The sequence below is a fragment of the Streptomyces sp. CC53 genome (assembly GCF_001865245.1).
Taxonomy (GTDB): domain Bacteria; phylum Actinomycetota; class Actinomycetes; order Streptomycetales; family Streptomycetaceae; genus Streptomyces.
Genome location: NZ_MKXB01000220.1, coordinates 40,398 through 53,900 on the forward strand (window position 1 = coordinate 40,398; position 13,503 = coordinate 53,900).

A 13,503-nucleotide genomic window follows, 5' to 3' on the forward strand; every position below is an offset into this window, starting at 1 on the left:
GCGACACATGTTCCGCCGAGCGTTCTGGTTCACCGCCGGCGCGGCAGCCGGCGTGTGGGCCACCAACAAGGCGCACCGCAAGCTCCGGCAGCTGACCCCGGAGAGCCTCGCCGCACAGGCGGCCGACAAGGCCGTCGAGGCGGGCCACCGGCTCAAGGACTTCGCACTCGACGTGCGCGCCGGCATGCTGCAGCGCGAGGCCGAGCTGGAGCAGGCACTGGGGATCGACGCGCCCGTCGACGCCCTGCCCGCCCCCCGCCGGTCGGCCCTCGGCCCCGCCCGAGGCGCCGTCCCCGCCCACCGAGACCGCACCCACCCCACCCACCCGTACGACCGGAATGAGGACCACTGATGGAGTCGGCTGAAATCCGCCGCCGCTGGCTGAGCTTCTTCGAGGAGCGCGGGCACACCGTCGTGCCTTCGGCGTCGCTCATCGCGGACGACCCGACTCTCCTCCTCGTCCCCGCGGGCATGGTGCCCTTCAAGCCCTACTTCCTCGGCGAGGTCAAGCCGCCGTTCGCGCGCGCCGCCAGCGTGCAGAAGTGCGTGCGCACGCCGGACATCGAAGAGGTCGGCAAGACCACCCGGCACGGCACGTTCTTCCAGATGTGCGGCAACTTCTCCTTCGGCGACTACTTCAAGGAAGGCGCCATCAAGCTCGCCTGGGAGCTGCTCACCAGCTCCGTCGAGCACGGCGGCTACGGCCTGGAGCCGGAGAAGCTCTGGATCACCGTCTACCAGGACGACGACGAGGCCGAGCAGATCTGGCGCGACGTCGTCGGCGTGCCCGCCGAGCGCATCCAGCGCCTCGGCAAGAAGGACAACTTCTGGTCCATGGGCGTGCCCGGCCCCTGCGGCCCCTGCTCCGAGATCAACTACGACCGCGGCCCGGAGTTCGGCGCCGAGGGCGGCCCCGCCGTCAACGACGAGCGGTACGTGGAGATCTGGAACCTGGTCTTCATGCAGTACGAGCGCGGCCAGGGCACCGGCAAGGACGACTTCGAGATCCTCGGCGACCTGCCCAGCAAGAACATCGACACGGGCCTCGGCATGGAGCGCCTGGCGATGATCCTCCAGGGCGTCCGGAACATGTACGAGACGGACACCCTGAAGGTCGTCATCGACAAGGCCACCGAGCTCACCGGTGTCGCCTACGGCCGGACCGACGACTCCGACGTGTCCCTGCGCGTGGTCGCCGACCACATGCGCACCTCCGTCATGCTCATCGGCGACGGCGTCACCCCCGGCAACGAGGGCCGCGGCTACGTGCTGCGCCGCATCATGCGCCGCGCCATCCGCAACATGCGACTGCTCGGCGCCACCGGCCCGGTCGTCGGCGAGCTCGTCGACACCGTGATCACGACCATGGGCGAGCAGTACCCGGAGCTGGAGACCGACCGCAAGCGCATCGAGGCGGTCGCCCTGGCCGAGGAGGCCCGCTTCCTCAAGACCCTCAACGCCGGGACGAACGTCCTGGACGGCGCTGTCGCCGAGGCCCGCCAGGCCGGCTCCACCGTCCTCGCCGGCGACAAGGCGTTCCTGCTCCACGACACGTGGGGCTTCCCCATCGACCTCACCCTGGAGATGGCCGCCGAGCAGGGCCTCACCGTGGACGAGGACGGCTTCCGCCGCCTCATGAAGGAGCAGCGCGAGCGCGCCAAGGCCGACGCCCAGGCCAAGAAGACCGGCCACGCCGACGTCACCGCGTACCGCGAGATCGCCGACTCCTCCGGCGCCACCGAGTTCACCGGCTACACCAACACCGAGGGCGAGACCACCGTCGTCGGCCTCCTCGTCAACGGCGTGCCCTCCCCGGCCGCCTCCGAGGGCGACGACGTCGAGGTGGTCCTCGACCGCACCCCGTTCTACGCCGAGGGCGGCGGCCAGCTCGCCGACCAGGGCCGCATCAAGCTGCACAGCGGCGCCGTCATCCAGGTCCGCGACGTCCAGCAGCCGGTCCCCGGGGTGTCCGTGCACAAGGGCTCCGTGCAGGTCGGCGAGGTCACCGTCGGCGCCACCGCCTACGCCACCATCGACGTCCGGCGCCGCCGCGCCATCGCCCGCGCCCACAGCGCCACCCACCTCACCCACCAGGCGCTGCGCGACGCCCTCGGCCCCACGGCCGCCCAGGCCGGCTCCGAGAACTCCCCGGGCCGCTTCCGCTTCGACTTCGGCTCCCCGGCCGCCGTGCCCGGCACGGTCCTCACCGACGTCGAGCAGAAGATCAACGAGGTCCTGTCCCGCGAGCTCGACGTGCACGCCGAGGTCATGCCGATCGACGAGGCCAAGCGGCAGGGCGCCATCGCCGAGTTCGGCGAGAAGTACGGCGAGCGGGTCCGTGTCGTCACCATCGGCGACTTCTCCAAGGAGCTGTGCGGTGGCACCCACGTGCACAACACCGCCCAGCTCGGCCTGGTGAAGCTGCTCGGCGAGTCCTCCATCGGCTCCGGTGTGCGCCGCATCGAGGCCCTCGTCGGCGTCGACGCGTACAACTTCCTCGCCCGGGAGCACACCGTCGTCGCCCAGCTCCAGGAGCTGGTCAAGGGCCGCCCGGAGGAGCTCCCGGAGAAGATCTCCGCCATGCTCGGCAAGCTGAAGGACGCAGAGAAGGAGATCGAGAAGTTCCGCGCGGAGAAGGTCCTCCAGGCCGCCGCCGGCCTCGCGGACTCCGCCCGGGACGTCCACGGCGTGTCCCTGGTCACCGGCCAGGTCCCCGACGGCACCGGCGCCGACGACCTGCGCAAGCTGGTCCTCGACGTGCGGGGCCGTATCCCCGCGAGCCGCCCGGCCGTCGTCGCCCTGTTCACCACCGCGGGCGGCCGCCCGTTGACCGTGATCGCCACCAACGAGACCGCCCGCGAGCGCGGCCTCAAGGCCGGCGACCTCGTCCGCACCGCCGCCAAGACCCTCGGTGGTGGTGGCGGCGGCAAGCCGGACGTCGCCCAGGGCGGCGGCCAGAACCCGGAGGCCGTCGGCGAGGCCATCGCCGCCGTCGAGCGCCTGGTCGCCGAGACGGCCTGATGCACGCCATGCGACGCGGACGCCGACTGGCGATCGACGTCGGGGACGCCCGCATCGGGGTCGCCTCGTGCGACCCCGACGGGGTCCTCGCCACCCCGGTGGAGACCGTGCCGGGACGTGACGTCCCGGCCGCCCACCGGCGGCTGAAGCAACTCGTCGAGGAGTACGAGCCCCTCGAAGTCGTCGTCGGCCTCCCCCGTTCCCTCAGCGGGGGCGAGGGTCCGGCGGCCGCCAAGGTCCGCGCCTTCTCGCGGGAACTGGCCCGGGGCATAGCCCCGGTGCCGGTGCGCCTGGTCGACGAACGCATGACCACGGTCTCCGCGAGCCACGGGCTGCGCGCCTCGGGGGTGAAGGCGAAGAAGGGCCGCTCGGTCATCGATCAGGCAGCCGCTGTGATCATCCTGCAGAACGCTCTTGAGTCCGAACGGGTATCAGGTAATCCGCCCGGTGAGGGCGTCGAAGTGGTCATCTGATCGCGATACGGTAACGTTCCGCGCAATGCGGTGGCGTTCGAACAGCTGCCGCACAACGTAGAGGTGGACGTCCCGGAAGCCTCGCGGCGGTTTGGGGATCGATGACTGAGTACGGCGGCACGCCCGGGCACCAGCCCTGGCACCCCCAGGACCCCCTGTACGGGGACCAGGACTGGGGTGCGCATCACCAGCCCGGCAGCGACCCTTACCACCAGCAGCAGGACCAGTACCACCAGCAGCAGACGTCACCGCAGCAGTACCCGTACGCCGCCGGGCACGACCCCTACCAGCAGCAGGCATACGGCAGCGGCCAGTACGCGGGCCAGGGGTACGCCACCGGCCAGATGCCGTCGGCCCCCGAACAGTACGGTGCCGGACACTGGGACACCGGCACCGGCCAGCAGGCGGCCATGCCCTACGGGGCGCAGCCCCCGCACCCCGACCCGTACGGCACGCAGGGCGCCGACCCGTACAGCACCCCCGAGGCGTACCCACCGCCGCAGCCCCCGGGCCAGCGGCGGGCGGAGCCCGAGCCGGAACCCGAGGACTGGCAGGCGCAGGTCCCCGAGGAGGAGCGGCACCCGTTCTTCGACGGACCCGCCGACACGGACGACGACCGCCCGGAGCGCGACGCGCCCGACGGCCCCGAGGACGACGGTGCCGGCGACGGGGCGACCCCCGGCCGCCGGGGCCGCGGACGCGGCGGACGCGGCGGGAAGTCCGCAGGCACGAAGAAGCGCAAGAGCCGCAACGGCGTGGCCTGCCTCTTCGTCGCCGCCGTCCTCGTGGGCGGCCTGGGCGGCGTCGGCTACTTCGGCTACCAGTTCTACCAGGGCCAGTTCGGGCCGGCACCGGACTACTCGGGGACGGGTACCAAGGAGACGGCACAGATCGAGATTCCGGTGGGCGCGGGCGGCACCGAGATCGGCCGGCGACTGCTGAAGGCCGGCGTGGTCAAGAGCGTGGAAGCCTTCGTCACCGCCCAGGAGAAGAACCCCAAGGGCCGCTTCATCCAGGACGGCATCTACGTCCTCAACAAGGAGATGTCGGCCGCCGCCGCGGTGGAGGCGCTGCTCGACCCGAAGAGCCGCAACGCGCTCAGCATTCCCGAGGGCAGGCGCAACGCCTGGGTGTACGAGCAGATCGACCAGCGCCTCGGCCTGGAGGCGGGTACCACCGCGAAGGTCGCCAAGGAGAAGGCGGGCGAACTCGGTCTGCCGAAGTGGGCGACGGGCCACAAGGACGTCAAGGACCCGCTTGAAGGCTTCCTCTACCCGGCGACGTACCCCGCCGCCAAGGGCGGCAAGCCCGAGGACGTCCTCAAGAAGATGGTGGCCCGGGCGAACAGCGAGTACGCGAAGTACGACATGGAGGCCAAGTCCCGTTCCCTCGGCCTCAAGAGCCCGTGGGAACTGCTCACGGTCGCGAGCCTGGTCCAGGCGGAAGGCAAGACGGAAGACGACTTCCGCAAGATGAGCGAGGTCGTCTACAACCGGCTCAAGCCCACCAACACCGAGACCAACCAGCTGCTCCAGTTCGACTCTGCCTTCAACTACCTCAAGGGCCAGAGCGAGATCAAGATCAGCGAGTCCGAGATCAACAGCAACAAGGACCCGTACAACACGTACACGCGGAAGGGGCTCACGCCCGGCCCGATCGGCAACCCGGGCCGGCAGGCGCTGGAGGCCGCCGTCAACCCCACGTCGGAAGGCTGGATGTACTTCGTGGCGACCGACGGGGCCCACAAGACCGAGTTCGCGAGGACGCACGACGACTTCCTGAAGCTGAAGGCCAAGCTCAATGAGAACCTGGACGACTGAGCCCCGGCGCGCCGCCGTCCTCGGCTCGCCCATCGCGCACTCCCTCTCCCCGGTGCTGCACCGCGCCGCCTACGCCGAGCTGGGCCTGGCGGACTGGACGTACGACCGGTTCGAGGTGGACGAGGCGGCGCTGCCCGACTTCTTCGCGTCGGTGCTGGACGCCTCCTGGGCGGGGCTGTCCCTCACCATGCCGCTCAAGCGCGCGGTGATCCCGCTGCTCGACGGGGTCAGCGAGACCGCCCGCTCCGTCGAGGCGGTCAACACCGTCGTCGTCACCGACGACGGCCGCCGCGTCGGTGACAACACGGACATCCCCGGCATGGTCGCCGCGCTGCGCGAGCGGGGCGTCGACAAGGTGGAGGCCGCCGCCGTCCTCGGCGCGGGCGCCACCGCCTCCTCCGCCCTCGCCGCGCTGGCCCGGATCTGCACGGGCCCGGTCACCGCGTTCGTACGGAGCGGGGCGCGGGCGGCGGAGATGCGCGGCTGGGGCGAGCGTCTCGGCGTCGAGGTGCACACCGCCCCCTGGGAGGAGGCGGCGCACGCCTTCGACGTGCCGCTCGTCATCGCGACGACCCCGGCGGGCACCACCGACGCCCTCGCCCCGTACGTACCGGAGCACGCCGGGACCCTCTTCGACGTGCTGTACGACCCGTGGCCCACGCCGCTCGCGGCCGCCTGGGCGGAAGGCGGCGGCCGGGTCGTCGGCGGCCTGGACCTCCTCGTCCACCAGGCCGTCCTCCAGGTCGAGCAGATGACCGGTCGCACCCCGGCCCCGCTCGCCGCCATGCGCACGGCCGGCGAGGACGCCCTCGCGGCACGGTAGCCGGCGCCGTCCCCCGCCCGGGTGCCCGGCGGCTCCCCGGCGCGCGGTGCGGCCGAGCGCACGCAACGGGCCGTCCGGGCGCGGTGGACCGCGAGAGGTTCGTGCCGCTGCGGCGGCCCGGGGAGAGGCTGAGGGGCCCCGGGCGGCTCCGCCTGTTCGCGGGCGGGGTGCAGGTCCGCGGGGCCGCCCGGTGGTCCCTTCCGGCGGGCGCGGCACCGCGGCGGCGGCAGGCTGTCCGGCGCACCACCGCGGACCCGCGGCCGTCCGTGACCACCGGAGCGTCCGCACAGCGGACGCGGGCGCGGTCCGGGGCGGGACTCGTGGGAGGATCGGGGATGAGTACGTCGCAGGCCCAGGTAATCAAGGAGCACCGTTGAGCAGGTTGCGCTGGCTGACGGCGGGGGAGTCGCACGGCCCCGCCCTGGTGGCGACGCTGGAGGGTCTTCCCGCCGGCGTCCCGATCACCACCGAGATGGTGGCGGACCACCTCGCCAGGCGGCGCCTGGGCTATGGCCGCGGTGCCCGGATGAAGTTCGAGCGCGACGAGGTCACCTTCCTGGGCGGTGTCCGCCACGGGCTCACCCTCGGCTCCCCGATCGCGGTCATGGTGGGCAACACCGAGTGGCCCAAGTGGGAGCAGGTCATGGCCGCCGACCCGGTCGACCCCGAGAGGCTCGCCGAACTCGCCCGCAACGCCCCGCTGACCCGGCCCCGACCGGGCCACGCCGACCTGGCGGGCATGCAGAAGTACGGCTTCGACGAGGCGCGGCCCATCCTGGAGCGGGCCTCCGCCCGGGAGACCGCCGCGCGCGTCGCGCTCGGCGCGGTGGCCCGCTCGTACCTGAAGGAGACCGCCGGGATCGAGATCGTCTCCCATGTCGTGGAACTGGCCGCCGCCAAGGCCCCCTACGGCGTCTACCCGACGCCCGCCGACGTGGAGCGGCTCGACGCGGACCCCGTGCGCTGCCTCGACGCCGACGCGTCGAAGGCGATGGTCGCCGAGATCGACCAGGCCCACAAGGACGGGGACACTCTCGGCGGCGTCGTGGAGGTCCTGGCCTACGGCGTGCCCGTAGGGCTCGGCTCCCACGTGCACTGGGACCGGCGCCTCGACGCCCGCCTCGCCGCCGCACTCATGGGCATCCAGGCGATCAAGGGCGTGGAGGTCGGCGACGGCTTCGACCTCGCACGCGTGCCCGGGTCGAAGGCGCACGACGAGATCGTCCCCACCGACGACGGCATCCGCCGGACCTCCGGCCGCTCCGGCGGCACCGAGGGCGGACTCACCACCGGCGAGCTGCTCCGCGTCCGGGCCGCCATGAAGCCCATCGCGACGGTGCCGCGTGCCCTGAGGACCATCGACGTGACCACGGGGGAGGCCGCCGCGGCGCACCACCAGCGCTCCGACGTGTGCGCCGTTCCCGCCGCCGGCATCGTCGCCGAGGCCATGGTCGCCCTGGTCCTCGCGGACGCCGTCGCGGAGAAGTTCGGCGGCGACAGCGTGGCCGAAACCCGCCGCAACGTGCGGTCCTACCTCGACCACCTGACCATCCGGTGAGCAGCGGGCCGCTGATCGTCCTCGTCGGCCCGATGGGTTCCGGCAAGTCCACGGTGGGCGCGCTCCTCGCGGAGCGGCTCGGCGTGGCGTACCGGGACACGGACGCCGACATCGTCGCGGCCCAGGGCCGCGAGATCTCCGACATCTTCGTCGACGAGGGCGAGCCGTACTTCCGGGACCTGGAGCGGGCGGCCGTGCGCGCGGCGCTCACGGAGCACACCGGGGTCCTCGCCCTCGGCGGCGGCGCCGTCCTGGACGAGGGCACGCGCGGGCTCCTCGCCGGGCTGCCGGTCGTCTATCTGTCGATGGACGTGGAGGAGGCGGTGCGCCGCGTCGGGCTCGGCGCCGCCCGGCCGCTGCTCGCCGTGAACCCGCGCCGCCAGTGGCGGGAACTCATGGAGGCCCGCCGCCACCTGTACACCGAAGTCGCCCGCTTCGTCGTCGCCACCGACGACAAGACCCCGGACGAGGTCGCGGACGCGATCGTCGACGCCCTGGAGTTGAAGGACGCATGACCGAAGTGACCCGGATCCACGTCGGCGGCAGCGCCGGCTCGGAACCGTACGACGTGCTCGTCGGCCGGCAGCTGCTCGGAGAACTGGGCGGGCTGATCGGTGACCGGGCCAAGCGGGTGGCCGTGATCCACCCCGAGGCGCTCGCCGAGACCGGCGAGGCGCTGCGCGCCGACCTCGCCGAACAGGGCTACGAGGCCGTCGCCGTCCAGGTGCCGAACGCGGAGGAGGCCAAGACCGTCGAGGTCGCCGCCTACTGCTGGAAGGCGCTCGGCCAGACCGGCTTCACCCGCACCGACGTGATCGTCGGTGTCGGAGGCGGCGCCACCACGGACCTCGCCGGGTTCGTCGCCGCGACCTGGCTGCGCGGGGTCCGCTGGATCGCCGTGCCGACGACCGTGCTCGCCATGGTGGACGCCGCCGTGGGCGGCAAGACGGGCATCAACACCGCCGAGGGCAAGAACCTCGTCGGGGCCTTCCACCCGCCCGCCGGTGTCCTGTGCGACCTGGCCGCGCTGGACTCGCTGCCCGTGCACGACTACGTCAGCGGTCTCGCCGAGGTCATCAAGGCCGGGTTCATCGCGGACCCGGTGATCCTGGACCTCGTCGAGGCCGACCCGCAGGGTGCCCGCACCCCGGCCGGCCCGCACACCGCCGAGCTGATCGAGCGGTCGATCCGGGTGAAGGCCGACGTGGTGTCCTCCGACCTCAAGGAGTCCGGTCTCCGCGAGATCCTCAACTACGGGCACACCCTCGCGCACGCCATCGAGAAGAACGAGCGGTACAAGTGGCGCCACGGCGCCGCCGTGTCCGTGGGCATGGTGTTCGCCGCCGAGCTGGGCCGGCTCGCCGGGCGGCTCGACGACGCGACCGCCGACCGGCACCGCACCGTCCTCCAGTCCGTCGGACTCCCGCTCACCTACCGCGGTGACCAGTGGCCCAAGCTGCTGGAGACCATGAAGGTGGACAAGAAGTCCCGCGGTGACCTGCTGCGCTTCATCGTCCTCGACGGCCTCGGCAAGCCCGCGGTCCTGGAAGGCCCCGACCCGGCGGTCCTGCTCGCCGCGTACGGGGAGGTCTCCGCGTGAGCCGCCGCGTCCTCGTCCTGAACGGCCCGAACCTGGGCCGCCTCGGCTCACGGGAGCCGGACGTGTACGGCGCCACCTCCTACGCGGGTCTCGTGGAGACCTGCCGCGCCCTCGGCGAGGAACTCGGCTTCGACGTGGAGGTCCGCGAGACCAACGACGAGGGCGAGCTGGTGCGCTGGCTGCACGAGGCGGCCGACGGATCGGTCCCGGTCGTCCTCAACCCGGGCGCGTTCACCCACTACTCGTACGCGATGCGGGACGCGGCGGCGCAGCGCACGGCGCCGCTGATCGAGGTGCACATCTCGAACCCGTACGCCCGCGAGGAGTTCCGGCACACCTCGGTCGTGGCCGCGGTCGCCACCGCCACCATCGCCGGCTTCGGCGTCGGCTCGTACCGGCTGGCGCTGCGCGCGCTCGCCGACGAACTGACGGACTGACGAACCGGCCACACCGCGCCGGGAACCCTCCCGCACCGTTCCCCGTCTTCCGGTGCGGGAGGGTACGGTTTGGTAACGGCGGACCCGAACGGCCGCACGAACAGCGTCAGTCGGACGAGACGGAGTGGCACCGGATGCAGCACGCAGCGGCGGGGTGGACGCAGCAGGCTCACGTGCCCGGCCCGCCCCCGGCCCATCCGCCGGCCCCACCGTCGGCCCACGCCGCGGCCCGCCCGCCGGCCCCGCCCGGCTGGGCCCCGCCCCCGGGCTCCGGCTCCGTCCCGCACCTCCCGCCCGCGCCGCCTCCGTCACCCGCGGGATCCGACGCCACCGGGCACGTCCGACTGCCGCCCGGCGGCCCCGTCGCGGCCCCCACCGCGGCCCCGGCCCAGAACGGCCACGGCACGGGCGCCGCCACCCTCGCCGTCCTCCTCATCGGCCCGGCCGGCGCGGGCAAGACGACGGTCGCCCGCCACTGGGCGCAGCGCCGCCAGGTGCCCACCGCCCACATCAGCCTCGACGACGTCCGCGAATGGGTGTGCGCCGGCTTCGCCGACCCGCAGGACGGCTGGAACGACCGCTCGGAGGCGCAGTACCGCCTGGCTCGCCGCACCTGCGGCTTCGCCGCCCGCAACTTCCTCGCCAACGGCATCTCCTGCATCCTCGACGACGCCGTCTTCCCCGACCGCCCGGTGGTCGGGCTGGGCGGCTGGAAGCGCCACGTGGGGCCCGGCCTGCTGCCCGTGGTGCTGCTGCCCGGACTGGAGGTCGTCCTGGAGCGCAACGCCCGACGCTCCGGCAACCGCCGGCTGTCGGACGAGGAGGTGGCCGGCATCCACGGCCGCATGGCGGGCTGGCACGCCTCCGGCCTGCCGATCATCGACAACTCCACGTACGACGTGGAGACCACGGCCCGCGTCCTCGACGAGATCCTCGGCCGGGCCGTCGCCAGCCCCCCGAACTGGTAGCCCCCCGGGCCCGGCCCGCCGTGCGCGGGCGGTTCGGGGCCGGCGCCGGTTCCGGCCGCCGCGGCGGCCGGAACCCGGTCGGACGCGCCGGACCTGCCGGGCCGCCGCGGGGCTCGTACGCTCGGGACATGTCCGAGGTGTATGCGCCCCGCCGTGAAAGGCTCCGTGAGCGCTGCGCGGCCGGCGGATCCGCGGCGGTGCTCGTCTCCCGCCCCGCCAACGTCCGCTATCTCGCCGGAGGGGCCCCGCCCGGCGCCGCCCTTCTGCTGCACGCGGGAGGCGCGGAGCGGGACGTGCTGCTGTGCCCGCGGCCGCCCGTGGGGGACCCCGCCGAAGGCCGCGTGGACGAGGCGCTGCACGTCACCGTCCTGCCGCAGGCAGGAGGGGACGCCGCCGTGGCCGCGGCCGACCTCGCCGCCGGCAGCGGGGCCGACGTGCTGGCCGTCGAGGAGCACCACCTGAGCGTCGCCCGGTACCGTGCGCTCGGCTCCGTCGCGGACGGCCTGCGCCTCGCCGACCTCGGCACCGCCATCGAGCAGGAGCGGATCGTCAAGGACGACGAGGAGATCACCTGCCTCCGGATCGCCGCCGAGATCGCCGACCAGGCCCTCGGGGAGCTGCTGGAGTCCATCCTCGTGGGCCGCACCGAACGGCACCTCGCCCTGGAACTGGAGCGCCGCCTCGTCGACCACGGCGCCGACGGTCCCGCCTTCCCCACCTCCGTCGCCACCGGCCCGAACTCCGGCCGCGGCGGGCACCGGCCCTCGGACCGGCGCGTCGAGGAGGGCGACTTCCTCTCCGTGTGCCTGGGCGCCAACTACCGGGGCTACCGCTGCGAGATCGGCCGCACGTTCGTCATCGGCTCCACTCCCGCCGACTGGCAGATCGAGCTGTACGACCTCGTCTTCGCCGCGCAGCGGGCCGCCCGGGAGGCCCTCGCCCCCGGGACCCCCTGCCGTGACGTGGACCGCGCCGCCCGGCAGATCCTGGACGGAGCCGGATACGGGGAGGGCCTGGCGCACTCCCTCGGGCACGGGGTGGGGCTGGAAATCGAGGAGGACCCGCAGCTCTCCCCGTCCGCCATGAGTAAACTGGACGCTTGTGTGCCGGTCACCGTCGAACCAGGAGTCCACCTCCCGGGACGGGGCGGAGTCCGGATCGATGACACGCTCGTCGTGCGCCAGGAGGCGGACGGCGGACCCGAGCTACTCACCATCACGACCAAGGAGCTGCTCGCGCTGTAGCCGGCGCGCCGCACGAGAGACCTTTTCCTCGGTCGTCCACAGCGTCAGTCCAGGAGATTCCGCAACCGTGGCCACCACGAACGACCTCAAGAACGGCATGGTGCTCAAGCTCGACAACGACCAGCTCTGGTCCGTCGTCGAGTTCCAGCACGTCAAGCCCGGCAAGGGCCCGGCCTTCGTGCGCACCAAGCTCAAGAACGTGCTCTCCGGCAAGATCGTCGACAAGACCTTCAACGCCGGTGTCAAGGTCGAGACGGCCACCGTCGACCGCCGTGACATGCAGTTCTCGTACATGGACGGCGACTACTTCGTCTTCATGGACATGCAGACCTACGACCAGCTGCACGTCGCCCGCGCCGCCGTCGGCGACGCCGCGAACTTCCTCATCGAGGGCTTCACCGCCACCGTCGCCACCCACGAGGGCGAGGTGCTGTACGTCGAGCTGCCGGCCGCCGTCGAGCTCGTCATCAAGGAGACGGAGCCGGGCGTCCAGGGCGACCGCTCCACCGGCGGCACCAAGCCCGCCATCCTGGAGACCGGCCACCAGATCCAGGTCCCCCTCTTCATCACCACCGGTGAGAAGATCAAGGTCGACACCCGCACGAGCGACTACCTCGGCCGGGTGAACAGCTAACCGTGGCTGCCCGCAACAAGGCCCGCAAGCGCGCCTTCCAGATCCTCTTCGAGGCCGACCAGCGCGGGGCCTCCGCGCAGGAGGTCCTCGCGGACTGGATCCGGCACGCGCGGTCCGACGACCGGCAGCCGCCGGTCAACGAGTACACGATGGAGCTGGTCGAGGGATACGCGCAGCAGGCGCGGCGCATCGACGAGCTCATCGCCACCTACGCGGTGGGCTGGACGCTGGACCGGATGCCGGTCGTCGACCGCAACATCCTGCGCCTCGGCACGTACGAGCTGGTCTGGGTCGACACGGTGCCGGACGCCGTGGCGATCGACGAGGCGGTGCAGCTGGCGAAGGAGTTCTCGACGGACGAGTCGCCGTCCTTCGTGAACGGACTCCTGGCCCGGTTCAAGGACCTGAAGCCCGGCATCCGCCGCGACTGACCGCCGCGCCCGGCCCGCCCACCGGCCAGGCCCGCACCCGCCCGAAGGGCCCGCCGCGCATCGCGCCAGCGGGCCCTTCGGCGTACCGGTCCCTCATGCGGGCACCCGGCCGGCCCGTGGCGCCCTGCGGTGCCCCCACAGCGCCCCAGGCAGCCCCAGGGGTCACAGAGCGGCCCAGTGGACGTCCCACGGGCCGCGGCGGGCCCGCTGACGGTACGGCCTCGCCCGCGCAGGGTTCGTCTGCTCGGGCATCGGCAGTCGGCTCGCCCCGTGGACGGCCCGGCTGTCGGGCGGCGGAGAGCGTGCGGTCCTCGTGAGCCTCGGTACGAGCGCGAGCGGCCTGCTTCTGCTCGGCGTCACCGCAGCATTCACCGGAGTCGGTCCGACGGCCCTCGCCGTCGTCGGCTACGGCCTGGTGTGCCCCGGGCCCGGCGCGGCGAAGCCGAGCGGGAACGACCTCCTGCACCGTCGTGTCACGCGTTCCGGCCGGGCCA

13 protein-coding genes are annotated in these 13,503 nt (G+C 72.9%); all 13 read left to right on the top strand.

Annotated elements, in window-relative coordinates:
• Window positions 1-7: 7 nt before the first annotated feature.
• Entirely contained in the window at window positions 8-352 is a 345-nt protein-coding gene (locus BJP40_RS29195) for a hypothetical protein (protein WP_071283560.1), read from the top strand.
• Entirely contained in the window at window positions 352-3,021 is a 2,670-nt protein-coding gene (alaS, locus tag BJP40_RS29200) for an alanine--tRNA ligase (protein ID WP_071266996.1), read from the top strand. Before BJP40_RS29195 ends, alaS begins: the two co-directional genes overlap by 1 nt.
• Window positions 3,021-3,494: a Holliday junction resolvase RuvX gene (gene ruvX, locus BJP40_RS29205; RefSeq protein WP_071266993.1), complete on the top strand. Its 474-nt coding sequence runs from the start codon at window positions 3,021-3,023 to the stop codon at window positions 3,492-3,494. Before alaS ends, ruvX begins: the two co-directional genes overlap by 1 nt.
• A 101-nt stretch (window positions 3,495-3,595) precedes the next feature.
• Complete coding sequence (gene mltG / locus BJP40_RS29210; protein WP_071283562.1) at window positions 3,596-5,314, top strand: endolytic transglycosylase MltG; 1,719 nt, start codon at window positions 3,596-3,598, stop codon at window positions 5,312-5,314.
• Entirely contained in the window at window positions 5,295-6,137 is an 843-nt protein-coding gene (locus BJP40_RS29215) for a shikimate dehydrogenase (RefSeq protein WP_071266989.1), read from the top strand. Before mltG ends, BJP40_RS29215 begins: the two co-directional genes overlap by 20 nt.
• Window positions 6,138-6,510: 373 nt before the next feature.
• The gene (gene aroC, locus BJP40_RS29220) at window positions 6,511-7,695 is read left to right on the top strand and encodes a chorismate synthase (protein WP_071266987.1); all 1,185 of its coding nucleotides are present in this window, start codon (window positions 6,511-6,513) and stop codon (window positions 7,693-7,695) included.
• Window positions 7,692-8,210 carry a shikimate kinase gene (locus tag BJP40_RS29225; protein WP_071283564.1) on the top strand — a complete coding sequence of 173 codons (519 nt, stop codon included), beginning with the start codon at window positions 7,692-7,694 and terminating at the stop codon, window positions 8,208-8,210. Before aroC ends, BJP40_RS29225 begins: the two co-directional genes overlap by 4 nt.
• Window positions 8,207-9,295 (top strand): 3-dehydroquinate synthase, encoded by a 1,089-nt coding sequence (gene aroB, locus BJP40_RS29230; protein WP_071283566.1) that lies wholly within the window; start codon window positions 8,207-8,209, stop codon window positions 9,293-9,295. Before BJP40_RS29225 ends, aroB begins: the two co-directional genes overlap by 4 nt.
• Complete coding sequence (aroQ, locus tag BJP40_RS29235) at window positions 9,292-9,732, top strand: type II 3-dehydroquinate dehydratase (protein WP_071283568.1); 441 nt, start codon at window positions 9,292-9,294, stop codon at window positions 9,730-9,732. The genes aroB and aroQ overlap by 4 nt, the downstream gene beginning before the upstream one ends.
• A 134-nt stretch (window positions 9,733-9,866) precedes the next feature.
• Entirely contained in the window at window positions 9,867-10,700 is an 834-nt protein-coding gene (locus BJP40_RS29240; RefSeq protein ID WP_071283570.1) for an AAA family ATPase, read from the top strand.
• A 128-nt stretch (window positions 10,701-10,828) separates the two neighbouring features.
• Complete coding sequence (locus BJP40_RS29245) at window positions 10,829-11,944, top strand: aminopeptidase P family protein (protein WP_071283649.1); 1,116 nt, start codon at window positions 10,829-10,831, stop codon at window positions 11,942-11,944.
• 67 nt (window positions 11,945-12,011) lie between these two features.
• Window positions 12,012-12,578: an elongation factor P gene (efp, locus tag BJP40_RS29250; RefSeq protein WP_071269366.1), complete on the top strand. Its 567-nt coding sequence runs from the start codon at window positions 12,012-12,014 to the stop codon at window positions 12,576-12,578.
• Window positions 12,579-12,580: 2 nt separating this feature from the next.
• On the top strand, window positions 12,581-13,009 hold the full coding sequence (nusB, locus tag BJP40_RS29255; RefSeq protein ID WP_071269365.1) for a transcription antitermination factor NusB: 429 nt from the start codon (window positions 12,581-12,583) through the stop codon (window positions 13,007-13,009).
• The last annotated feature ends 494 nt before the right edge of the window (window positions 13,010-13,503 follow it).